The 22,770-nt window shown below is 65.5% G+C and carries 23 protein-coding genes and 1 tRNA gene; 11 read left to right on the top strand and 13 right to left on the bottom strand.

What is annotated here, in order from left to right; genetic code table 11:
- Positions 1-18 precede the first annotated feature (18 nt).
- Positions 19-888, bottom strand: coding sequence for a hypothetical protein (locus tag FRF71_RS06900; RefSeq protein WP_147089921.1), 870 nt, complete (start codon positions 886-888; stop codon positions 19-21).
- Positions 889-1,207: 319 nt separating this feature from the next.
- On the opposite strand from FRF71_RS06900, the gene FRF71_RS06895 reads away from it, so the two are divergent.
- From FRF71_RS06895 to FRF71_RS06875, 5 genes are all read left to right on the top strand, one after another.
- The gene (locus FRF71_RS06895) at positions 1,208-1,861 is read left to right on the top strand and encodes an energy transducer TonB (RefSeq protein ID WP_147089919.1); all 654 of its coding nucleotides are present in this window, start codon (positions 1,208-1,210) and stop codon (positions 1,859-1,861) included.
- Positions 1,862-1,958: 97 nt separating this feature from the next.
- A complete protein-coding gene (locus FRF71_RS06890; protein WP_147089917.1) occupies positions 1,959-2,720 on the top strand; it encodes a MotA/TolQ/ExbB proton channel family protein in 762 nt (253 codons plus the stop codon).
- Between the two features lie 71 nt (positions 2,721-2,791).
- Positions 2,792-3,325 carry an ExbD/TolR family protein gene (locus FRF71_RS06885; RefSeq protein ID WP_192900043.1) on the top strand — a complete coding sequence of 178 codons (534 nt, stop codon included), beginning with the start codon at positions 2,792-2,794 and terminating at the stop codon, positions 3,323-3,325.
- Positions 3,326-3,382: 57 nt separating this feature from the next.
- Complete coding sequence (locus FRF71_RS06880; RefSeq protein WP_147089915.1) at positions 3,383-3,829, top strand: ExbD/TolR family protein; 447 nt, start codon at positions 3,383-3,385, stop codon at positions 3,827-3,829.
- A gap of 146 nt (positions 3,830-3,975) precedes the next feature.
- Complete coding sequence (locus FRF71_RS06875) at positions 3,976-4,404, top strand: ExbD/TolR family protein (RefSeq protein WP_147089913.1); 429 nt, start codon at positions 3,976-3,978, stop codon at positions 4,402-4,404.
- Here FRF71_RS06875 and FRF71_RS06870 read toward each other — a convergent pair.
- Positions 4,401-6,845, bottom strand: coding sequence for a ligase-associated DNA damage response DEXH box helicase (locus tag FRF71_RS06870; protein ID WP_147089911.1), 2,445 nt, complete (start codon positions 6,843-6,845; stop codon positions 4,401-4,403). The genes FRF71_RS06875 and FRF71_RS06870 overlap by 4 nt on opposite strands.
- Before the next feature lie 151 nt (positions 6,846-6,996).
- On the opposite strand from FRF71_RS06870, the gene FRF71_RS06865 reads away from it, so the two are divergent.
- Complete coding sequence (locus tag FRF71_RS06865; RefSeq protein ID WP_147089909.1) at positions 6,997-8,286, top strand: MgtC/SapB family protein; 1,290 nt, start codon at positions 6,997-6,999, stop codon at positions 8,284-8,286.
- A gap of 11 nt (positions 8,287-8,297) precedes the next feature.
- On the opposite strand, the gene pgmG is transcribed toward FRF71_RS06865, so the two are convergent.
- From pgmG to FRF71_RS06850, 3 genes are read right to left on the bottom strand one after another with little or no spacing between them, the layout of a single operon-like run.
- A complete protein-coding gene (pgmG, locus tag FRF71_RS06860) occupies positions 8,298-9,701 on the bottom strand; it encodes a phosphoglucomutase/phosphomannomutase PgmG (RefSeq protein WP_147089907.1) in 1,404 nt (467 codons plus the stop codon).
- Between the two features lie 2 nt (positions 9,702-9,703).
- On the bottom strand, positions 9,704-9,994 hold the full coding sequence (locus FRF71_RS06855; protein WP_147089905.1) for a J domain-containing protein: 291 nt from the start codon (positions 9,992-9,994) through the stop codon (positions 9,704-9,706).
- Positions 9,995-9,997: 3 nt separating this feature from the next.
- Positions 9,998-10,822 (bottom strand): division plane positioning ATPase MipZ, encoded by an 825-nt coding sequence (locus FRF71_RS06850; RefSeq protein ID WP_147089903.1) that lies wholly within the window; start codon positions 10,820-10,822, stop codon positions 9,998-10,000.
- Positions 10,823-10,909: 87 nt separating this feature from the next.
- Here FRF71_RS06850 and panC point away from each other — a divergent pair, with 87 nt between their 5' ends.
- Both panC and FRF71_RS06840 read left to right on the top strand, forming a co-directional pair.
- Entirely contained in the window at positions 10,910-11,776 is an 867-nt protein-coding gene (gene panC, locus FRF71_RS06845; protein ID WP_147089901.1) for a pantoate--beta-alanine ligase, read from the top strand.
- A gap of 92 nt (positions 11,777-11,868) precedes the next feature.
- On the top strand, positions 11,869-12,651 hold the full coding sequence (locus FRF71_RS06840) for a CsgG/HfaB family protein (RefSeq protein WP_147089899.1): 783 nt from the start codon (positions 11,869-11,871) through the stop codon (positions 12,649-12,651).
- Positions 12,652-12,725: 74 nt separating this feature from the next.
- On the opposite strand, the gene FRF71_RS06835 is transcribed toward FRF71_RS06840, so the two are convergent.
- From FRF71_RS06835 to pepN, 6 genes are all read right to left on the bottom strand, one after another.
- A tRNA-Gly gene (locus tag FRF71_RS06835) sits at positions 12,726-12,799 on the bottom strand.
- Between the two features lie 157 nt (positions 12,800-12,956).
- Entirely contained in the window at positions 12,957-13,772 is an 816-nt protein-coding gene (locus FRF71_RS06830; protein ID WP_147089897.1) for a cytochrome c1, read from the bottom strand.
- A 23-nt stretch (positions 13,773-13,795) separates the two neighbouring features.
- A complete protein-coding gene (locus tag FRF71_RS06825; RefSeq protein ID WP_147089895.1) occupies positions 13,796-15,061 on the bottom strand; it encodes a cytochrome b in 1,266 nt (421 codons plus the stop codon).
- 11 nt (positions 15,062-15,072) lie between these two features.
- Positions 15,073-15,639, bottom strand: coding sequence for a ubiquinol-cytochrome c reductase iron-sulfur subunit (gene petA, locus FRF71_RS06820; RefSeq protein WP_147089893.1), 567 nt, complete (start codon positions 15,637-15,639; stop codon positions 15,073-15,075).
- A 214-nt stretch (positions 15,640-15,853) separates the two neighbouring features.
- Entirely contained in the window at positions 15,854-16,621 is a 768-nt protein-coding gene (pgeF, locus tag FRF71_RS06815) for a peptidoglycan editing factor PgeF (protein ID WP_147089891.1), read from the bottom strand.
- On the bottom strand, positions 16,614-19,226 hold the full coding sequence (pepN, locus tag FRF71_RS06810; protein ID WP_147089889.1) for an aminopeptidase N: 2,613 nt from the start codon (positions 19,224-19,226) through the stop codon (positions 16,614-16,616). The genes pgeF and pepN overlap by 8 nt, the downstream gene beginning before the upstream one ends.
- Positions 19,227-19,315: 89 nt before the next feature.
- On the opposite strand from pepN, the gene FRF71_RS06805 reads away from it, so the two are divergent.
- Positions 19,316-20,092 carry a Rossmann-fold NAD(P)-binding domain-containing protein gene (locus tag FRF71_RS06805; RefSeq protein WP_147089887.1) on the top strand — a complete coding sequence of 259 codons (777 nt, stop codon included), beginning with the start codon at positions 19,316-19,318 and terminating at the stop codon, positions 20,090-20,092.
- Here the strand turns inward: FRF71_RS06805 and FRF71_RS06800 are convergent.
- Both FRF71_RS06800 and FRF71_RS06795 read right to left on the bottom strand, forming a co-directional pair.
- Positions 20,078-20,971, bottom strand: a complete 894-nt coding sequence (locus FRF71_RS06800) for a DMT family transporter (RefSeq protein WP_147089885.1) — start codon at positions 20,969-20,971, stop codon at positions 20,078-20,080. The two genes, FRF71_RS06805 and FRF71_RS06800, sit on opposite strands and share 15 nt — an antisense overlap.
- The gene (locus FRF71_RS06795) at positions 20,968-21,963 is read right to left on the bottom strand and encodes a threonine aldolase family protein (protein WP_147091556.1); all 996 of its coding nucleotides are present in this window, start codon (positions 21,961-21,963) and stop codon (positions 20,968-20,970) included. Before FRF71_RS06795 ends, FRF71_RS06800 begins: the two co-directional genes overlap by 4 nt.
- A gap of 18 nt (positions 21,964-21,981) precedes the next feature.
- On the opposite strand from FRF71_RS06795, the gene FRF71_RS06790 reads away from it, so the two are divergent.
- Both FRF71_RS06790 and FRF71_RS06785 read left to right on the top strand, forming a co-directional pair.
- Complete coding sequence (locus FRF71_RS06790; RefSeq protein ID WP_420359394.1) at positions 21,982-22,314, top strand: GNAT family N-acetyltransferase; 333 nt, start codon at positions 21,982-21,984, stop codon at positions 22,312-22,314.
- Between the two features lie 59 nt (positions 22,315-22,373).
- The gene (locus tag FRF71_RS06785; RefSeq protein WP_147089883.1) at positions 22,374-22,763 is read left to right on the top strand and encodes a PilZ domain-containing protein; all 390 of its coding nucleotides are present in this window, start codon (positions 22,374-22,376) and stop codon (positions 22,761-22,763) included.
- Positions 22,764-22,770 lie beyond the last annotated feature (7 nt).

Raw genomic sequence — 22,770 nt, 5'->3', positions numbered from 1 at the left:
CGCCCTAGGCGAGCCTGGTTAGCGACGCAACCGCGGGCAAGGGCCCAATTGCTCCAGTACAAAGCGATAGTCGCGCACCGCTGCCTGACGATCTTCGGGCGATGCCGAAACATTGGCACCCGGCGCGAGCTGCTTCGGCAAGAAACAGGCCAGGCGGTACCAGGCCAGCGTTTCGCGCTTCGGCGGCGGCGCTCCCGTCTCGACCAGTTCGGAGAACGAAACCGCCCAGCGCGGCTCACTGCCGGGCGCGCGGGTCACAGTGATCGCTGCCGGCTCGCCGCCAGCGGTGGTCAGGAAGAACTGGGTTTCGCCCTCTCCCGCCAGCGCCCCGGCCACGTGAATGGCTTCGCGCACGGCGCCGATGGCTTGCGGGGCTGACGGAGCGTAATACTCAGCAAGCAGCGCCTTCACGCGTTCCTCCAACGAGGGGTCCCACGGCAACTGGGCATCGGGCGCAACCAATTGCAGCTCACCGGCCCGGTCGGGTACAGGCCGGGCGAACAGGATGACGCTGCGCTTGGACAGCTTGGGCACCTTACCCTTCGCATCGCGCGGGACATCGGCCAGATAACGCAGTGCCTCGCCCAAAGCGGTTTTGCCGCCCAGCACGGCTTCGGTGCGCGCCTCTATATAGAGCCGCGCCCACCCCGGACGCAGCCCGGCGGCGCGTTCGGGCTCGACCTCTGCCACCTTGCGCACTTGCGCCTTCACCACCACCGCCGCGGGTCCGGCAAGGTCGGCGAGGTCGGCATAGCTGGCTATCGGTGCAATCGATTCGCTCGCCGGCGAATCGGCAGCCGGCGCAGGCAGCGCCAGCGCCGAAAGCAGCAGCGCCAGCGTCACGCGCGGGAAGCGGGCCAAGCGGCTTGCGGGAACCGGTTTTTGCATGCGAGGTTTCTTTCTTTTGCCCGGAACGCTGCGGATTCAGCGGTGCTTTCAACGCGTTCCAGCTTAACACAAGTGAATCGACGGTTAATGGATAAAGCGTTGCGCCCTTGCGCCCGCTTGGCTAAAGCACACGGAAATCCGGGCCATACAACAACAAGGGCCCGACATTCTGGTCCATCCGGTGCAGGGCTGCGCCGGGCAATCCGGGTGGGTCGGCAGGGTGGATGTTAAGATTTTGGGTGGCCGTCCCGGCAACGGGCGTCCGCCGGGTCCCGGGTTTTGGCCCGGGACGGGGACTGACTAGGAGTGATGCGTCTGAATGGCTTACGCTGACCAGGAGATGAGTGGCAATCGCATTGCCTCTTTCGTCGTCGTCGCCCTGCTGCATGTCGTTGTTGGCTATGCCCTGGTAACGGGTCTGGCCTATGAGGCCGTGCAACAGGTCGTCAAGAAGGTGACGACTGTCGATATCAAGAAGGAGGAGCCGAAGAAGGAGCCGCCGCCGCCGCCGAAGAAAGCTGCTGCGCCGCCGCCGATCGTCGCGCCTCCGCCGAAGATCAACGTCAATGTGACACCGCCGCCGGTGCAGACCGTCGTGACCCCGCCGCCAGCGGCGCCGGTCGTGCCGATCATCGCCCCGCCGGCCCCGGTGGCCCCGCCGCCGCCGCGGGTCCAGCCCAAGCCGGCCACGCCCAAGGGCAACCCGGCGAACTGGGCCACCACTAACGACTATCCGACCCGCGCGCTGCGCGAGGAACGCGAAGGCACTACGAGCTTCCGCGTCACCGTTGGTCCGGATGGCCGCGTGACGGGCTGCTCGGTCACGAGTTCGAGCGGTAGCCCGGACCTTGACGATGCAACCTGCCAGAACGTGACGCGCCGCGCCCGGTTCAATCCGGCCACGGACGGCGAAGGCCAGCCCACCTCGGGCTCCTACTCCAACCGCGTTCGTTGGGTGATCCCGAAAGATTGACGTTTGAACTTCCCGGTCCGGCTTCGGTCGGACCATCGCCGGGACCCCGGGGGGACCGGCAGATTACCAACCTATTTCGCTTGAGAGGACTTTTCGCATGCTTATCGTTGACCTCCTGACCGCGGCCGCCCAGGCAGCCCCGCAGAACAAGTTCGGCTTCAAGGAAGCGCTGGAGCAGGGCGGTTTCATCGCCTACGCCACCGTCGTCATCCTCGGCATCATGTCGTTCGGTTCGTTCTTCATCCTGTTCACCAAGTTTTTCGAACAGGCCAAGATCATGCGCCAGTACAACGAGCTGAAGGCTTCGTTCTGGCGCGCTCCGTCGCTCAAGGACGGTGCTGCCAAGCTTGATAAGAACAGCGCCTGGCGCCAGATCGTCGATGACGGTCTTGCCGCTGAAGAAGCTCACGGCAAGATGACTGACGCTCTGGAAGCCCATGACTGGCTGCACGGCTCGCTCGCTCGCTCGGAAGCTTCGGTGAACGCCCGTCTCGCTTCGGGTCTGCCGTTCCTGGCAACCGTCGGCGCAACTTCGCCGTTCATCGGTCTGTTCGGCACCGTGGTCGGCATCTATCGCGCGCTGATCAACATCGGCATCGCTGGTTCGGCCTCGATCGACAAGGTCGCCGGTCCGGTCGGTGAAGCGCTGATCATGACCGCGCTGGGTCTGCTCGTCGCCGTTCCGGCCGTGCTTGCCTATAACTACCTGCAGGCCCGCAACAAGCGTATCGCCGAGCTGCTTTCGGGCTTCTCGACCGACGTGCTGGCGAACATCAACTCGAAGGGTGCGGTGAAGCCCGCCGTGGCTCCGGCCCCGGCTGCTGCCAAGCCGGCTGCTGCTCCGGCTGCCAAGGCCTAAGCGTTAAGAGCCGCCGCAGCCACCTTTGGCTGCGGCGGGCTCGCTGCCAACCCAAGGACAGGATGTAACCCATGGCGATTTCAACGGGCGGCGGTGGCGATGACGCACCAATGTCGGAAATCAACACCACGCCGCTGGTCGACGTGATGCTGGTGCTTCTGATCATCTTCCTGATCGCGGTTCCGGTCGCGATCCAGACGATCCAGAAGCTGAAGCTTCCGATCATGGTTTCGACTGAATCGAAGGATAAGGTCGAAAACCTGCTGCTGACGGTCAGCACCACCGACTCGGCCGGCCGCTCTGCGGGCGAACCGGGCTTCGAAGGCGCGAACCTCGGCGGCGAATGCCGCATCTACTTCAACAACATCACGCCGGTGGATTCGGTCGAACTGCGCGACCAGGCCTTCAAGCGTCTCGACGCGATCGTGAAGCGTGCTGGTGGTCCGGAAGCCCTTCGGGACAATCCGGAACTGGTTCCGCAGGTGCATATCCGCGGCGACGTCAACGCCCCGTGGCGCTGCATCGCCGGTGCGATCTACAACGTGCAGATCTCGGGTTACCCGACGGTCGGCTTCATTTCGACCCCGGTCGACCCCAACGGTTAAGGGCATGGGGCGGTCTTGGCCGCCCCACTCCCAACTCGAAATTCAGGAGTAACCCACATGGCAATGTCAGGCGGCAAGGATGATGGCTCGCCGATGATGGAAATGAACACGACGCCGCTCATCGACGTCATGCTCGTGCTCCTCATCATGTTCATCATCACGATCCCCGTGGCGACGCACGCCGTGAACATCGACCTGCCCAACCCGTCGGCCCCGCCGCCGGACGTTGTCGTCAAGCGCGACAAGAACAAGGTCGTGATCATGCCGAACAGCGCGATCCTCTGGAACGGCACCCCGGTCGAATCCGGCCAGCTGCTCTCGCTGCTGCAGGCCACCCTAGCGATCAAGCCGGAGCCCGAGCTGCAGTACCAGCCAGACCCGCAGGCTCCCTATGAGACCTCGGTCCAGGTGCTGAACATCATCAAGGGTTCGGGGGTGACGGCCTTTGGCTTCGTCGGCAACGAACAGTACTCGGAATTCGGCAAGGCGCCGAACGCCAAGTAACCCGATCACGGGTCAAGCGATCGAAGGGGGCGGAGCGATCCGCCCCCTTTTCGTTTTCGCGCAAGACACAATCTTGCACCATTGAAGTTATGTGATACTATTACATTGCCGCGTTGAACGTGGCGCGGCGTGATGGGAGAAAATCCATGGCCGCGACGCTTGCCCCAAACTCCACGCCCCTCGGCGAACTCAACACCACGCCGCTGATCGACGTCCTGCTGGTGCTGCTAATCCTGTTCGTGATCACCATCCCGGCGGCTACTCACAGCCTTGAAGTTCCTCTGCCAGCAGGCGAAGGCAAGACGATCCGAAACGACAGCAACACGATCGCGATCGACGCCCGCGGCACTGCCACCTGGAACGGCGCAGGGGTCAGCCAAACCGAGCTGGCCAGCTTGCTTGCCGCCACCACCAGGCTCAGGCCTGAACCCGAGCTGCGGTTCGAACCGGCCGGCCAGGCCCCCTATGATGCCGCCGCCCGCACGCTCCAGACAATCCACGCCTCAGGCGTGAGCGGGTTCGGTTTTGTTGGCAACGAACGCTACGCCGATTTCGCCAAGCGCACGGCGAACTAGCGGACCGGACGCATGGCCAGGCCGGCCAGGCTCTCTGCCTCGAACAGCAGCTCCTCGTCCGCCTGGCCCTGCGGGGTCGCTTCACGGCCGATCATTACCAGCACCGGCACGGCCAGCGGGCTCACCCGGTCAAGATGCACATGGTGCAATTCGTGCTGGGCGCGGTCGAGGACCCCGGCCAAGCGTCCGACATCGGTCATGCGTGAACGGGCATCGGCCCAGGCCGCCTCGATCAGCACATGATCGGGCTCGTGCTTGAGCAGCACATCATAGATCAGGTCGGTCGAGAACGTGACCTGCCGCCCCGTCTTGCGCTTGCCGGGATGCTGCCGCTCGACCAGCCCCGAGATGACCGCCACTTCGCGAAAGGCGCGGCGCAGCAGGTAGCTGTTCTGAACCCAGTCGACGAATTCATCCGCGAGGATATCGGGCGAGAGCAGCGCTGCCGGATCCTCGATCGGCCGCAGCCCCCAGACCGCCAGGGCATAGTCATTGGCGACGAAACCCAGCGGGGCCAACCCGCGCTCCTCCATTCGCCGCGTCACCAGCATGCCCAATGACTGGTGCGCCGGCCAGCCCTCGAAAGTGTAGAACACAGTGTAGAAGCGGCCCTGGTGCGGGAAGCTCTCCACCAGCAGCCTGCCCGGCGCCGGGAGCTCCGAACGCCAGTCCTGCATCTCCAGCCACTCACGCACGTCATCCGGAAACCGGACCCAACCCGCGCGGTCGGCCAGCAAGGCCTGGACACGGTTCGACAGGTGCGTGGTAAGCGGCATGCGCGCACCCATATAGCTCGGGATTTGCCCGCTACGTTTGGCAGCACGCACCCATAGCTCGGTCTCGCGCATTGCCTCGACCTCGAGGTCGAGCCCGGCGAAGCGGAAGGTTGCCCCCGGCTTGAGACTGGCAGCGAAGCTCTCTTCCACCCGCCCCAGCGCCTTGCCATTGCGGAACCGGACCGAGATCATCTCGCTGTCCATGATAATTCCGGCATTCAGCCGGTGGCGCGCGGCATGTTGCGGATGGGTCAGGCGCCACAGCCCGTCACGCCCCCTGGTAATTCGCTGGAACCGGTCATAGGCCCGCAGCGAATAGCCCCCGGTCGCCACGAAGCCGAGCACGCGCTGCCAGGTCTCGGTATCGACCCAGGCAAAGGCCTGGGCACTCTGCACTTCCGCAAGCAGGGATGCTTCATCGAATGGCCCCGCGCAGGCGCAGGCCATGACGTGCTGGGCGAGGACATCGAGCCCACCCGGCCGGAAGGCATCCCCGTCGCGCTGCCCTTCGGCGACTGCTTCCAGCGCCGCAACCGCCTCAAGGAACTCGAACCGGTTGCCCGGGGCCAGCATCGCCCGGCTTGGCTGGTCGAGCCGGTGGTTGGCCCGCCCGATCCGCTGGAGCAGGCGCGAGGAACCCTTGGGCGCCCCCATTTGCACCACCAGGTCGACGTCGCCCCAGTCGACCCCTAGATCAAGGCTGGCGGTGCAGACCAGCGCGCGCAGCTTTCCCGCCGCCATGGCACTTTCGACCTTGCGCCGCGCCTCGACCGAGAGCGAACCATGGTGGATGCCGATCGGCAGGTGGTCCTCGTTCGCGTCCCACAATTCCTGGAAAATGAACTCGGCCAGGAAGCGTGTGTTGCAGAACACCAGTGTGGTCTTGTTGGCGTTGATCGCCTGATAGAGCTGCGGCACGGCCCAGGCTGCGGCGTGGCCGCCCCACGGCACACGAGCCTCATGCGGCAGCACGATTTCCAGCTCGGGAGCTGCCCCCTGCTCGCCCTCAACCAGCGTTACCGAGTTTGCCAGGCCGCCCGGAGCCAGCCAGCAGCGATAGGCCTCCGGATCAGCCAGCGTCGCGGAAAGCGCCACCCGTTGCAGGTTCGGAGCCAGCGCTTGCAGCCTGGCCATGGCGAGTGCCAGCAGATCGCCGCGCTTGCCGTTGGCGAAGGCATGAACCTCATCGACCACAATCCGCTTCAGCCCAGCAAACAGCGTCGCGCTTTCCGGATAGGATAGCAGCAGCGAGAGTGATTCCGGCGTGGTCAGCAAGACGTGCGGTGGGTTGCTGCGCTGGCGGGCCTTGCGGTCTGACGGTGTGTCACCGCTGCGGGTCTCGATCCGGATCGGCAAGCCAAGCTCTTCAGCCGGGAGCAGCAGGTTGCGGCGCACGTCGTGCGCGAGCGCCTTTAGCGGTGAGACGTAGAGTGTGTGCAGCCCGTCCGAGGGCGGCGAGCCGTCCAACCGCGACGGACAGAAATCGGCCAAGGTCGGCAGAAAGCCCGCCAGGGTCTTGCCCGCCCCGGTATCGGCGACCAGCAGGGCATGCTGCCCGGCCTCCGCGACCGCCAGCATCTCGCGCTGGTGGCGGCGCAGCTGCCAGCCACGCGCGGCGAACCAGCCGGCGAGTTCAGGGGGGAGGTTGGCGGTTTGGTCAGACATGGAGGGTTAGTTGATGAAAGGCATCCGCAGGAGAGGGGCATGAACCTGGCGCCGGGCAAGGCGCGGAAGAAGGCCGGGCGAACATAACAGGCTTGGCCGGAGTAGGAAAATCGCGCTTCCCCTTCCCCGCCGGGCCTGCCACGCTGGGGCGATGTTGCCGGGGCTCGATCAGGATGCGCTGACCTCCATCGCGCTGGCTTTGGCGCTGGGCCTGCTGGTGGGGGTCGAACGCGGCTGGACCCAGCGCGACCAAGCCCCGGGCACGCGCTTTGCCGGGATCCGGACCTATGGCCTGCTCGGCCTGGCCGGCGGGCTCGGTGGCGCCTTGCAGGCGGCCTTTCCGGTGCTGTCGGGCGTGCTGCTGGCCGCGACGGCCGTGCTGGTGGTGATGGGCTATTGGCGCAGCACACGCGGCCAGACTGCAGCGCCGGCCTCGATCAGCGGTACGGCCAGCCTGGTCGGCCTGCTCACTCTCGCCTGCGGGTTTGTGGCCGGCGCCGGCGCGCACGCCCTGGCCAGCGCCGCGACCGGGGTGATGGTGCTGGTGCTGGCCATGCGCCACCAGCTCCACGACTGGATCCGCCAGCTCGACCAACGCGAAGTGCTGGCCATCGCCCACTTCGCGCTGATTGCGCTGGTGATCCTGCCGCTGCTACCCGATACCCCGATGGGCCCGCTCGACGCCTGGCGGCCGCGGCAGATCTGGCTGGTGGTGGTGCTGGTCTGCGGTTTTTCGTTCCTGGGCTATATTGCCGCCCACCGACTGGGTGCCACGAAAGGGACGCTGGCGACAGCGGCCGCGGGTTCGATGGTTTCATCGACGGCTGTCACGGCTGCGGTGGCGGGGCGGCTGCGCGATGGCTCGGGCGATCTGGCTACGCTCAATTCGGCGATCGCGCTGGCCTCGGCCGTGATGTTCATCCGGGTCATGGCCCTGGTCGCGGCGCTGGCCCCCTTCGCCCTGACCATGCTGCTGGCCTGGGCCCTGCCCGGCATGGCGGTGAGCCTGATCGGCGCCTGGCTGATCGGCCGCCGCCGCCTGGACACCGGTGCTGCAGCTGAACAGGCCATGCCACTGCGCAATCCTTTCGCGCTTGGCCCGGCCCTGCTACTGGCAGCATTGGTCATGGTGCTGAGTGTCGCCGCGCGCTGGGTCCTGGCGCGCTATGGCGATGCGGGCCTCGCAACCGTGCTGGCGCTATCGGGCATGCTCGATGTCGATTCGGCAATCATTACCATGGGCAACATGCCTGCTGGCACGGTCGATCCGCGCCTGGCCGCGCTGATCCTGATGCCGCCGGTGCTGCTCAATACACTGATCAAAGCCGGGGCCGCGATCGGGCTGGCTGGCTGGGCGAAGGCCTGGCGCGGGGCGGCGGTGCTGGGGGCCAGCACCGTGGCGGCGCTAGTCGCCCTGCCCTTCCTGTGGCCAGCGCTCTAGTGTCCCGCTTGTCAGTGACCGGCTTGGGGCCCGCGTTCCAGGCCTGAAGCCGCCAGCTGGGCATCGATCTCGGCCAGCAGCCGGTCGCAGCCCGCATGGTTCTCGCTCTCGGCGCGGGCGACCAGCACGTCCTGGGTGTTCGAAGCGCGCAGCAGCCACCAGCCATCAGGCGTGGAGACGCGCACCCCGTCGATCCCGTTCACATCGGCGCCGGCAGCGGCGAGCCGCACCTTGACCTCTTCGATCACGGCGAACTTGCGGCTTTCATCAACCTGGAAGCGCAGCTCGGGCGTGTTGACCAGCGCCGGCATGGCCCCGCGCAGTTCGGTCACCGATTTGCCGAGCCGCGCGCTCGCCGCGATCAGCCGGACCGCGGCATAAAGCGCGTCGTCAAACCCGTAGTACTGGTGCGCAAAAAAGACGTGCCCGCTCATCTCGCCAGCCAGCGGCGCGGAAATCTCCTTCATTTTGGATTTGATCAGGCTGTGTCCAGTTTTCCACATAGTCGGCCGTCCACCGAGCCTTTCGACGTGATCGAACAGGGCGCGTGAGGCCTTCACATCCGCGATAATCGCGGCTCCGGGCTCCAGCTTCAGGAGGTCTTCGGCGTAGATCATGAGCAGCTGGTCACCCCAGATCACCCGCCCCTGGCCGTCAATCGCCCCGATCCGGTCCCCGTCACCATCGAAGGCGACGCCAAAATCGAGGCTCTTCTCGGCGACGAGCTTCCGGAGATCGGCCAGATTCTTCTCTTCCGTGGGATCCGGATGATGGTTCGGGAAGTTCCCGTCGACTTGGGTGAAGAGAAGATGGTGTTCTCCAGGAAGCTGTTTGACCAGCAGTTCGAGCGCGGGGCCGGCGGCACCGTTACCCGCATCCCAGCCGATCCGCAGATCGGCGAGCTGCGCGCGGTCGATGCCGGCCAGCCCCTGGGTCAGCCGGGCGACATAGGCAGTCAGGACTTCGCGGCGCTCATGGGTGCCATTGCCATCGAGCCAGGCCCCGGCCGCAGCGATCCGGCCCAGTTCCTGGATATCCGCGCCGAAGAACGGCCGGCCCTGGAATACCATCTTGAAGCCATTGTAATTGGCGGGATTGTGGCTGCCGGTTATCTGAATGCCGCCATGCACGTCTTCGGCTGAAGCTTCGGCGTAATAGAGCATCGGGGTTGGCCCCATGCCGATCCGCACCGCATCGCAGCCGCTGGCGTTAAGGCCGGCCACCACGGCCTCTTCCAGTTCGGGCGAGCTCAACCGCCCGTCATAGCCAACCGCCACCTTGCTGCCGCCAGCCTGCCGCAGCAGTGTGGCAAAGCCGCGACCGATCGCATAGGCATCGGCGGTGCCCAGCGTTTCGCCGATGATCCCGCGGATGTCGTATTCGCGCAGGACAGTGGCGTGGAACTGATGGCTCATGCTTACTCCGATTCGTTGCGCTCAAGCCGCGCCAAGAGGAGGTCGCGGGCGGCGTTGGCTGCGTGGACCGCATCGTTGCTGCCGCCGCGATCGGGATGGACCCGGGCGATCAGCCGACGATGGGCTTCGATTATGGCCTCGCGCCTAGCCGCGCGATCTACGCCGAGCAGGGCCCGCGCTTGGGCTTCAGCTTGAGAACGCTCTGAAATGGCCCAAAGTTCCCAAGGCCAGCGCTGCGTCAGCACGCGGCAGGCGAGACAAGCCAAAAGAGCGAAGACGATGAGCTTGGCCAAGGGCTATTCCGGCCGGGCCAGCGCCAGCTCAGGCGCCGCGCGGGCGGGCAGCGGCAGGTTGAGATTGGCGAGCAGCGCGCGCAGCTCCTGGCGGGCGACGAGGTGGCTGGTGCCGAGCTCGCCCAGATGACCCTTGTCGAGCAAGGTCAGGCCCGAAGGGAACAGCTCGCGATAAATGACCCGCTCGCTCAGGCCGTTGGCGATCCGGAAACCCACCCGCTTCGACAGTTCGGTCAGCGCTTGGTCAAGCCGGCGCATATTGCGCGCCTCGACATGCTGGGTACGGTTGCGCACCACCACCCAGTCCATTTCGCGGCGCTTTTCCTGGATCGTCGCCATTGCCCGCTTCTTGCGCGCTTCCCAGATCAATTCGGCATAGAACGAGAGCTTGCGGACCTTGAAGGTTTCGGCATCGACCTGTCCGATCAGGTCGAAATCGACGAAACTGTCGTTGAGCGGGGTCACCAGCGTGTCCGCCCCGGTCGCCACATGCCGAGCGAGCGGATCGTCGCGCCCCGGCGTGTCAAAGATCAGGAAGTCATGGCCAGCGGAGAGGTCTGCGCTGATCCGGTCCAACTCTGCGGGATCGGTCCCGTCGAACACCACAAAGTCGGCGGTCGGCAATTCGATGCCTCGCCGCTTGATCGTTTCCGCCCGGTTCTCGAGATAGCGGTGGAAGGTGCGTTGGCGCGGATCGAGGTCTACCGCAGCGACACGGGCGCCCTGATAGGCCAGCGCAATTGCTACATGGACCGCCGTGGTTGACTTGCCCGTGCCGCCCTTCTCGTTGGCAAAGACGATACGGTGGGGGCTCTTGGTGGCAGTCACGGTCAGGTTGGCTCGCTTGTGTGGTTGCCCCGCAGCGCAGGACGGCGCTAGGGCGTGGTCCGGCCTTCTACCCAAGGGGATTCGTCCGTGCAAACCATCACCCGGCTTGATCCACTACGCAGCGCGCTGGAGACGCTGCGCTGCGATGGACCGATTGCACTGGTACCGACGATGGGTGCGCTGCACGAAGGGCACCTTACGCTGGTGCGCGAAGCAAAGGCGCGGGCCGCGCACGTGGTCGTCTCGATCTTCGTCAACCCGCGCCAGTTTGGCGCCAACGAGGACCTTGACGCCTATCCGCGCCAGCTTGCCCGCGACCAGGCGCTACTGGAGGCTGAGTGCGTCAGCCTGCTCTGGGCCCCCGAGCCGGCGGCGATGTACCCAGAAGGCTATGCCACCAATATCTCGGTCTCGGGCGTTTCCGAGGGGCTGTGCGGCGCAGCGCGGCCGGGGCACTTTGATGGCGTCGCGACGGTGGTGTGCAAGCTGTTCAACCAGGTCCAGCCCGATCTGGCGCTGTTTGGCGAGAAGGACTGGCAGCAGCTCGCCGTGATCCGCCGCATGGCCCGCGATCTCGACCTAACCCGCCCGCATGTCGACGCGATCCTGGGCGTGCCGACCAAGCGCGAAGCTGACGGCCTGGCGATGAGTTCGCGCAACGCTTACCTCTCGGCCGAGCAGCGGGCCCAGGCCGCCAGCCTGCCGCAAGCGATGCAGGCCGCGATCTGGGCCCTGACGCGGGGTGAGCCCGTCGCGTCAGCGCTTCGCGAGCTGGAGGAAATACTGCTGGCCGGGGGATTTTCCTCGATCGACTATGCCGAAGTGCGCGATCCGGATTCGCTGACACCGGTCAACGATCCAACGTCCCAGCCCGCACGGCTGTTCGTCGCGGCTCGGATCGGTGGCACTCGGCTGATCGACAACCAGCCGGTGACGCAAATATCCAAGCCATAACCGGATCGCCGGGCTTACCTTCATATGCAGTTGTGGCGCGCTGACCTTCCCCCATTGCCGGGTTGAGCCAGCCGTGGATGAGGGAGATTACCATGCGCAAGTTCATCGCCAGCGCCGTCGCGCTCGCGCTCGTTTCGGCAGGAGGCTCGGCCCCGGCCTTCGCTGCCGACAAAGGTTCGTCCGGTCGCCAGGCCCAGGCCAAGGGCACGCGCGATATTCCGCGATGCACCAAGAACCTTGGCACGATCGCGATTGTCGAGCCGGACAACCAGTGGTGGCGCGAAATGAACCTTGGCAGCCCCGAGGCGATCCTGAAGATCTTCGTGCAGCAGTCGGGCTGCTTCAGCCTGGTGAACCGGGGCCGCTCGATGCAGAGCCGCGCGATGGAACGCGCCATGGCGGATCAAGGCGAGCTGCAAGGCGGATCGAACCTCGGCAAGGGCCAGGTCAAGGCGGCGGACTATTTCCTTGAGCCGGATATCGTTTCGGCCAACCGCAACTCGGGCGGCGGTGGCGTCGGCGGGATCCTGGGCGGGATTGGCGGAGGTTTGTTCGGCCGCGCCGCCGGGGCGATCGCCGGGGGTATCAACATCAAGAAGGGCGAGGCCAACGTAACGCTGTCGGTCGTCAATGCCCGCACGACCGAGGAAATGGCGCTGGTCGAAGGCTATTACCGCAAATCGGACCTGGGCTGGGGTGCCGGCGGCGGACTGTTCAGCGGTGGTACCTTTGGCGGCGCAGCCGGCGGCGGCTATCAGGATACGGCGATCGGCCAGATCATCGTGCTGGCCTATCTCGACGCCTATACCAAGATGGTGACCCAACTGGGCGGCCTGCCCGAGAACGCGGCCGCAGCGGCTCCGCCGGCCAAGTAAGCACTTGCAGGATTGCGCGACAGGCGGCTCCGGACGAGTTCCGGGGCCGCTTTCGTTTGTGATCAGAGAGAAACTGGAGCGGGTAAGGGGAATCGAACCCCTCTAGCCAGCTTGGAAGGCTGGAGCATTACCACTATGCTATACCCGCTTGAGGCCTGGGCCCTTTGCGCCCACGCCTATGCGCCAGCATGGCCGCCTGCGTCAATTACTTCGGCAGCACAAATGGCTCAACCCGCCGCGCGCCAATGAAAAACGCCCCCTGCCAAAAGGCGGGGGGCGCTTTCGGCGTCCAGTTATCGAAGGGCTTAGTGGCCCTTCTTTTCGGCCCAGATGTTGCGATAGGCCATGTAGCCCAGGACCGTCGCGAAGATCAGGAAACCGATCCACCAGAACCCGGTCTGGTGACGGTTTTCGAGCTTCGGCTCAGCCGTCCAGACGAGAAACGCGGACACGTCCTTCGCCATCTGGTCAACGGTCGCCTTGGTGCCGTCGCTGTAGGTCACCTGGCCATCGCTGACCAGCGGAGCCGGCATCGCCAGGTTGAGGTTGGCGAAGTAGGGGTTGTAGTGCAGCCCGTCGCCAGTCTTGGCTTCCGGGAACCGCTTGAGCAGTTCGGCCGGCTGTTCCTGATACCCGGTCAGCAGCGAGTAGACATAGGCTGGACCTTCGTGGCGCGCCTTGGTGATCAGCGAGAGATCCGGCGGATGGCCGAGACCGGCATAGACCACCGGCGGGAAATAGTCGCTCGCCATGCCAGGACGGTCCTTGACCTCGCCGGTCAGCGGATCCTTGCCCGCGACGGTCGACTTGGCAGCAATCGCCTTGATCTCCGCCTCGTTATAACCGAGCGCGGCAAGGTCGCGGAAGGCGACGTGCTTGATGCTGTGGCAGGCGGCGCAGACTTCTTCATAGACCTTGAAGCCACGCTGCAGCTGCTGGCGATCGAACTTGCCGAACGGACCGTTGCTGGCAAGGTGCAGTTCCTTGGGCTTGAGGTGGTAAACCTTTTCAGCCGTCAGGGCATGAGGCTCGGTCGCTGCGGTATAGGCACCGCGGGTGAACGAGTAGCCGAGCACCACCGTGAAGAAGGCGCCGACGAGAAGGGAGAGGATGCGGATCATGGGTCTGTCTCTTTCCGTCTCGCTTAAGCCTTGGCGGGCTGGGGACCCAGCACCGATTCGGTGATCGAATAGGGCAGCGGATCCGGCCGCTCGATCGACGAAACAATCGGCACGATGATCAGGAAGTGGGCGAAGTAGTAGAGCGCAGCCAGCTGGCTGAGCATCACATAGGGTTCTTCAGCCGGGGCACCACCGCAGTAGAACAGCACCGCCATCACCACGACCAGCACATAGAAGAACTTGCGATAGAGCGGGCGATAGTTGGCCGAGCGAACCGGCGAACGGTCAAGCCAGGGCAGGAAGAACCAGATCAGGATCGCCGCGAACATGGCCAGCACGCCCATCAGCTTTGCAGGCACGAAGAAGAAGTCCTGGGTGAAGGCGCGCAGGATCGCGTAGAACGGCCAGAAATACCATTCCGGAACGATGTGCGCCGGGGTCTGCATCGGGTTGGCAGGAATGTAGTTGTCCGGGTGACCCAGCATGTTCGGGGCAAAGAACACCACCGCGCTGTAGAGCACCATGAACAGGCCGACCGTCCAGCCATCCTTCGCCGTGTAGTACGGGTGGAACGGCACGGTATCGCTTTCCGACTTCACTTCGACGCCGGTCGGGTTCGACGAGCCCGGGATGTGCAGCGCCCAGACGTGGAGGATCACCACGCCAAGGATCACGAAGGGCAGCAGGAAGTGCAGCGAGAAGAAGCGGTTCAGCGCGGCATTGTCCGGCGCGAAGCCGCCCAGCAGCCAGTGCTGGATCGGCTCACCGACCAAGGGAATGGCACCGAACAGGCCGGTAATGACCTGCGCACCCCAGAAGCTCATCTGGCCCCAAGGCAGCACGTAGCCCATGAACGCGGTGGCCATCATCAGCAGGAAGATCACGACACCGAGCAGCCAGATCATTTCGCGCGGGGCCTTGTAGGAGCCGAAGTAGAAACCGCGGAAAATGTGTATGTAGACCACGACGAAGAAGGCCGAGGCCCCGTTCGCGTGGGCATAGCGCATCAACCAGCCCCAGTTGACGTCGCGCATGATGTGCTCGGTCGAATCGAAGGCCACCAGGGTGTTCGGCGCATAGTGCATCGCCAGGACCACGCCGGTGACGATCTGGATCATCAGGCAGAGCCCGGCGAGGAAGCCGAAGTTCCAGAAATAGTTCAGGTTGCGCGGCACTTCATAGCCGCCGCCAACCGCGCCGTAGACCAGACGGGGAAGCGGCAGCTTCTCGTCCATCCACACCATCACGGGGTGGGTCGGCTTGTATTCATTTGCCCAGGGATAGCTCATGTCGGGTGCCCTTAGCCGATCTTCACGACAGTGTCGGAGGTGAATGCATAGTCCGGAACCAGGAGGTTCTTCGGCGCCGGACCCTTGCGGATGCGCGCGGCGGTATCATAGTGCGAGCCGTGGCAGGGGCAGAAGTAGCCGCCGTATTCACCCTTAACCTCGCCCTCGGCCGCGCCCATCGGCACGCAGCCCAGGTGGGTGCAGACGCCCATGGTGATCAGCCAGTTTTCGTGGCCTTCCTTGGTCCGTTCGGCCAGCGTCTGCGGATCGCGCAGCGAAGAAACATCAACCTTGTTGGCTTCCTCGATCTCGGTCGGGGTCAGGTTGCGGATGAAGACGGGCTGCTTGCGGAACACCGCCTTGATCGCCTGGCCCGGCGCGATCGCGCTGACATCGACTTCGGTCGAGCTCTCGGCCAACACGTCGGCCGAGGCCGACATCTGGCTGATCAGCGGGTAGACGATCGCAACGCCACCGACGCCAGCGGCGCTAACCGCGGCAATGTTGATGAAATCGCGCCGCCGCACACCCTCCTTCGGGGTCCCTTCGAGCGTGGCGGTGTCAGCATTTTCAGCCATGGTTGAACCTATCCTGCCTTTTGCGGTTACCCGGGCCTGCTCTCGCGAACCCGGAACGGCAACCTAGAACAATGTCCAGGAAGCCCCCTTCCTGTGCCGCCCGACCAGTCTGCCGAAGCAGACGGACCGGTCGATTTGGCGCGCCTGATAGACGCAAGCTGTCACTCTGCCAACACCGATTTTAGCACTGGCGCTTGCAAGGTTTGCATCGGCTTCAGGGCAATCCGATCAGCGAGATCTGGCGGCCGTAATCGGGCTCGTTACAATGCGTTGCCCGGCGGAACGAATAGAACCGCTCGGCATCGGGGTAAGTGTCGAGGCCCAGCGGCTCAACTGCGCCGATACCGGCGGTCTTGAGCCGATGCGCGACATAGCCCGCAAGATCGAACTGGAAGTGGCCGGGCTGGCCGGGGCCGAAAAACTGTCCGTTGTCGGACATCTCGGCGATGAAGCGCGCGCGAAAGCCGGCGTCGACTTCATAGCTGGCCTGGGCAATGCAGGGACCGATCGCCGCCACGATCCGTCCACGCTTGGCCCCTAGCGCTTCCATCGCCGCAATGGTCGCATCGGTGACGCCGCCGACCGCGCCCTTCCACCCGGCATGGGCGGCGCCAATAACGCCGGCGACGGGATCGGCCAGCAAGACCGGCGCACAATCGGCAGTCACCACGCCAAGCAGCAGCCCGGGCCGATCGGTCACCAGCGCATCGGCATGGGGCCGCTCGGCATCGGGCCAGGACTCGGCCACTGTCACGCAAAGCGGTGAGTGAACCTGATAGACCGTCGCCAGCCGCGCGCCGGGCTGCACGGCTTCGACGGCGCGATGGCGGTTCTCGGCTACGGCGGCGAGCTCGTCCCCGGTGCCGAGGCCGACATTGAGGCCGGAAACCACACCCGTCGAAATTCCGCCGCGCCGTCCCAGAAAACCATGCGGCAGTTCGCCAAGGACCGCCGCGCGGTTGACTTCGACCGGCTCAGCCAAGGCTCTTGCTCACCTGCTCGTAGGTATCCTTCGAGAGGGTGGAGGCAGCCAGGATCCGCTCCAGCTCGGCCCGCATCAGCGCCGCCCGGCCCGGTTCGATCCGCCGCCAGCGGCCAAGCGGGGCGACAAAGCGCGCTGCCGTCTGCGGATTGAGCGGGTCGAGCGCTAGGATCAGGTCGGCGATCAGGCGATAGCCGCGCCCATCGGCAGCATGGAAGGCCCCCAGGTTCCCGGCGAGCGCCATATAGAGCGCCCGCACCCGGTTGGGATTGGTCAGGGTGAAGTCCGGGTGCCTGGCCAGCGCTTCGACCTGATCGAGCACGCGCGGATGGAGCGAGCCGGCCTGGAGCGAGAACCACTTGTCGATCACCAGGGCGTTGCCGGCAAAGCGCTGGTAGAACGCGGCAAGCTTGGCGTCGCGCAGCGGCGTGTCGAGCCCGGCTAGGACCAGCGCCGCGCCCTGGCGGTCGGTCATGTTGTCGGCCGCATCAAACTGGGCCGTGGCCAATTCGGCGGCGAGCGCTGGCACCCCGGCCGCCAGATAGACCAGCGCCTGGGTCTTGACCTTGCGCGCGCCGCGCGCCTCGGCCGAGAGGCTGTAGGGCACGGCACTGGCACCGGCATGGAGCGCAACCAGCGCGTCCTTCAGCTCCCCGCCGAGCCAGGCTTTCAACCCTTCGCGCTCGGCCCGGATCGCGCCGGGGTCTGCCGCCTCGAACTGTTCGGCGAGGTAGGTCTCACCCGGCAGCGCCATCAGCTCGCCGCGCATCAGGTCGTCAAGCGAGGGGTCGGCGATCACTGCCGCCAAGGCTCGCCCGATCGCCTCGCGCCCGGCCTGCCGTTCGGCCTCGCACAGCATCCCGCCGCTGATCGCCGCAACGAGGTGCTGGACGACCAGCTGCTGCAAAGCCTCGTAACGGGCGAACGGATCGTCATCGTGGGCGGCCAGGAACAGCAGGTCCGCTGCCGAGCTGTCGATATCGACATTGACCGGCGCCGAGAAGCCGCGGTTGAGCGACAGGACCGGACGTTCGGAAAACCCCGGAAAACTCAACTCTACTTGAGGTTCGCTCAAGGTAACTACTTGTTCACCATGGTGCTGCCCGGTTTTCCGGTCGAACAGCGCGATCTTCAGTGGAATGACCATCGGCTGCTTAACCGGCTGGCCCGGAGTGGCGGGTACTTCCTGTGACAGGGTGAGGAGGGCCGTTTCGCCCTCGTGGCTCAGCCGCGCAGTCACCTTGGGCGTGCCGGCCTGGCTGTACCACAGGCGGAACTGGGCCAGATCGATCCCCGCCCCGTCTTCGATCGCCTTGACGAAGTCTTCGCAGGTCGCGGCCTCGCCATCGTGGCGGTTGAAATAGAGGTCGGTCCCCGCACGGAACCGCTCGGGCCCGACCAGCGTCCGCATCATCCGGATGACTTCGGCGCCCTTGTTATAGACCGTGGCGGTATAGAAGTTGGAGATCTCCTGATAGGCATCGGGCCGGATCGGGTGCGCCAGCGGCCCCGAATCTTCGGGGAACTGAGCCGAGCGCAGCACGCGGACGTCTTCGATCCGCTTGACCGGTTCGCTGCCCATGTCCTGGCTGAACAACTGGTCGCGCAGCACGGTAAAGCCTTCCTTGAGGCTCAATTGGAACCAGTCGCGGCAGGTGACGCGGTTGCCCGACCAGTTGTGGAAGTATTCGTGGGCGACCACCCCTTCGATCCCGTCATAGTCCATGTCGGTCGCGGTATCCGGATCGGCCAGAATGTAGCGGGTGTTGAAGACGTTGAGCCCCTTGTTCTCCATCGCCCCCATGTTGAAGTCTGACACGGCGACGATGTTGAACAGGTCGAGATCGTACTCGCGGCCGAACACCTCCTCGTCCCAGCGCATCGAATCCTTCAATGCCTTCATCGCGTGATGGGTGCGGTCCTGATCGCCTTCGCGGACCCAGATGTTGAGATCGACCTTGCGCCCGCTCATCGTGGTGAAGGTATCGTGGTTGGCTACAAGATCGCCTGCCACCAGCGCGAAGAGGTAGCTCGGCTTCGGCCAGGGATCGTGCCATTCGGCCCAGTGGGTGCCGTTGGCTTCCTCGCCGGTCGCCGTGCAATTGCCATTAGACAGCAGCACCGGGAACAGCGCCTTCGGCCCTTCCATGCGAACCGAGTAGATCGACAGCACATCCGGCCGGTCGGGGAAGAAGGTAATGCGGCGGAAGCCCTCGGCCTCGCACTGGGTGCAGAGCATGGCGTTCGAGGCATAGAGGCCCATCAGCTGGGTGTTGGCGGCGGGGTTGATCGCAGTCTCGATGCCGATCTCGTGGGCTTCGCCGCTGAGCGGCACGACCAGGTCGCCGCCTTCCATTCGCCAGTCCGTGCTGGCTGCGCCATCAATCCAGACGCCAACCGGAGCGAGGCCATCGCCATTGAGGCGCAGGATGCTGCTCGCCTCTGCGGCAGGATTGCGTCGCACCTCAAGGCTAGCCTGGATCCGCGTCTGCTCCAGCCCGAGCGTGAACTTCAGTCGCGTCTGCGGGACCAGCCAGGCGGGCGGCTGATAGTCCTCACGGCGGATCACGGGCGGGGCGGCGGGGGGTGCAGAAATGGCGTCCATGCACCCTCAATGCCGCTCGCACTGCGCGAAGTCGAGACACTTGCACAGGCATCTCGACTTCGCCCGATGCGAACGGGTAGGGAAACGGGATGAGACGCCTATTCATCTTCGGCTTTGGCTACACGGCTGCCCGCTTTGCGAGCGTCATGGCGGCGCGTGGGTGGGAGGTCGTTTCGACCGGCCGCGCCGGGACCCTGCGGTTCGACGATACCGGTTCGGTGCGCATGGCGCTGGCCGATGCGGACCGGGCCCTGTCCTCGGTCCCGCCTTCTGCCGATGGCGATCCGGTGCTGACAGCCTATGGCGACGCGCTGGCCGACAAGCCGCTGACCTATCTCTCTTCGACCGGGGTATACGGCGATACGGCCGGGGCCTGGGTCGATGAAAGCGCGCCAACCGGGACTGGCCGGCGAACCGCACGGGCCGATGCCGATGCCGAATGGCTGGCCCGCGGCGCGCGCGTGCTGCGGCTGCCTGGGATCTATGGCCCGGGTCGCTCTGCGCTGGACCGGGTGCGCGAAGGCAAGGCCCACCGGATCGATCTGGCGGACCAGGTGTTCAGCCGGGTTCATGTCGACGATATCGTCAGTGCGGCCGTGCTCGCGCTCGAAGCGCCGGCCGGGGCCTACAACATCAGCGACGACCTGCCGTGCAGCCAGAACGAGGTGATCGAGCACGCCTGCGCGCTGCTCGGCCTGCCAGTACCGCCGCTGCAATCGCTGGATGAAGCGGGCCTCTCGCCGATGGCGCGCGCCTTCTATGCCGAAAACCGCCGCGTCGCGAACGGCAAGGCGAAGCGAGTGCTGGGCTGGAGCCCACGCTATCCGACCTACCGCGAGGGGCTGGCCAGTCTACTTCCGGCCTGACAGCGCAACCAGCAGTCCAGCCATCGCCAGTACCGCACCGGCGCCGGCCAGCAGGCTCCACTGGTAGCCTTCAAACAAGGTCGAGAGGATCATTGCCACCACCGGCACGGCAACGCCGTTATAGGCCGCCGGACCCGGTCCCCAGTCGCGGATCAGCTGCGAATAGAGCGGGAAGGTCAGCGCCGAGCCGACCAGGCCGAGGTAGGCAATCCCCGCCAGATAGGCTGGGCGCGGATCGAGCACCGGCGCGCCGACCGCGACAATCGCATAGCTGGCGCTGGCCACGATACCCCAGAGCATCCCCCAGGCCATCAGCGACACCACCGGCACGCCGCGAGCGGTTGTGGTTGCCTGGAGGAGATTGCCGACCGAGACCGACAGGATCGCGCCCGTCACCAGCAGCACCCCGGTCGTAACACCGCTGTTCGGCGGGGCGATCCGGTATTCGTGGAGCATCAGCAGGGCGATGCCCGCGAGGGCAATGGCCGATCCTGCCACGAAGCGCCGCGTCAATGCCGCCCCCAGCACCAGCCGCGCGAGGATCGCGTTGGGCACGATCATCAGTGCGAAGACCACTGCCACCAGGCCCGAGGTGAGATAATGTTCGGACTGGTAGATAAGCTGGAAGTTCACGCTGAACTGGAACACCCCCATGGCGATCGCCACAGCCTGCTCACGCCCGGTCAGGCGCAGCCGCTCGCGCCGCAACAGGGCAAAGGCCGCCATCGCCGTCGCTGCCAGAATGAACCGCCAGACCACCGACCACGCCGACGGCACTTCGCTGATCTGATCCTTGATCACCAGCCAGGTCGAACCCCAGACCAGCGCCAGGAAGATAAAGGCCGCGATCGAACGCGGCGTCAGCGTCACGCCGCTCATAGCGCTGCAATCGCGCGGGCCAAGGCCGTGACATGCTCCATCGGGCTGTTCCAGGCCGTCACCATGCGCGCGGCGTCATCACCCCAGTCATAGAAAGAGAAGCCTTGGGCCCGCAGCGCCTCGCGCTCCGGCCCGGTCAGCCGCAGGAACACCTCGTTGGCTTCGACCGGGTGCAGCAAGCGGTCATGCGCCGCGCTGGCCAGCTCCTGCGCCGCGGCATTGGCGTGGCGGGCGTTCGCCAGCCACAGGTCATCCTGAAGCATGGCAAGCAGCTGGGCGGCGAGATAGCGACCCTTCGATTGCAGGTGCCCGGCGCGCTTGCGGCGATAGCGGGCGACATCGGCGAGGCCCGTATCGAAGAAGACCAGGGCCTCGGCGCTCATCCCGCCATTCTTGATCATGCCGAAGCTGAGCGCCGCCGCGCCCTGGCAGGCTTCCCACGGTGTGCAGCCGAGAAAGGCCACGGCGTTGCCGAACCGCGCGCCATCGACGTGCAGCCGCAGGCCGCGCTCGGTACAATAGGCGCCAATCGCGGCCATTTCGGCCGGCTGGTAAGCCCGGCCATATTCGCTGGCCTGGGTGATCGAGACGGCGTGCGGCTGGACCTGGTGGACATCGTTGCGGATCGGATCGATCACCCCGGCGATGGCCGCAGGCGTCAGTTTGGCCCCCTCGCCCTCGGCCAGCATCAGCTTGGCACCGTGAAGGTAAAAGCCGGGCGCCCCGCCCTCGTCGACCTCGATATGGGCCTCGCGGTGGCAGACCACGCCGCCATGCGGCTGGACCATGCTCGCCAGCGTCAGGCAATTGGCCGAAGTGCCGGTCGCCGCCCAGAGCACCGCGCAGTCGCGCCCGAAGACCTCGCCAAAGGCCGCATCGAGCCGTTGGCTCAGCGCATCGCCATCATAGGGCGCATCGGGGGCATCCGCCGCCTGCATCGCCCGCCATAGCGCGGGATGGACCGAGGCGGCATTGTCGGAGAGGAACTGCATGGCCATATCCTGCGCCATATGACGACAGGCCGCGCCGTCAAGCATCAGGAACACGACATGACCGAAGTGACTATAACCCGCCACGGATCGGACCAGGCTGGCGAGTACCATGCGCATGTGGCGGGCGAGACCGCAATCGGGCGGCTGACCTGGGTCATGCACGGCCCTGTCCGCGCGGCCGAGCATACCCTGGTGCGGCCCGAAATCGGTGGCCGGGGGGTCGCCGCCAAGCTGGTCGATGCCCTGATCGCCGATGCCCGCGAACAGGGATTCAAGGTCGATCCGGTTTGCAGCTATGTCGCTGCACAGTTCAAAAGACACCCGGAATGGGCCGACTTGCGCGCGGACTAGGGGCAAACGCCTAGGCCGCCCATACCTCGCATTGGCCATGTTTGTGGCATGCGCAGACGATGGGCGCGCAGAATCCCCAACCCCTCGCACATTGCGGCCGCCGCGCGAGTTCGCGGCTGCGCGTGCGGCTGCCGGCGGAGTTGATCATGCTGGATGGCCAGGGGCCAGCGGTCATCGAGAATATCTCGGCCACCGGAGCGCGGATTTCATCGAAATTCGTGCTGCGTCCCGGAGCGTCCTGCATCCTGCGCCTGGCGGGCCTGGAGCTGTTTGCCGATGTCGCCTGGTGCGCGCAAGGGTTCATCGGCCTGATGTTCGAAGAGCCACTGGCACAGGACCGGCTGATCGCCCTGCGCAACCTCGATCCCGCCGATCTCGCCAACGATCGCGCCGCCAGACAGGACTGGGCGCGCGGCTTCGTCAACGGCACAGTCGGCCGCCGATGCTGAGATAGCG

The organism is Novosphingobium ginsenosidimutans (genome assembly GCF_007954425.1).
Taxonomy (GTDB): domain Bacteria; phylum Pseudomonadota; class Alphaproteobacteria; order Sphingomonadales; family Sphingomonadaceae; genus Novosphingobium; species Novosphingobium ginsenosidimutans.
This window is presented reverse-complemented; position numbering and strand designations above follow the sequence as displayed.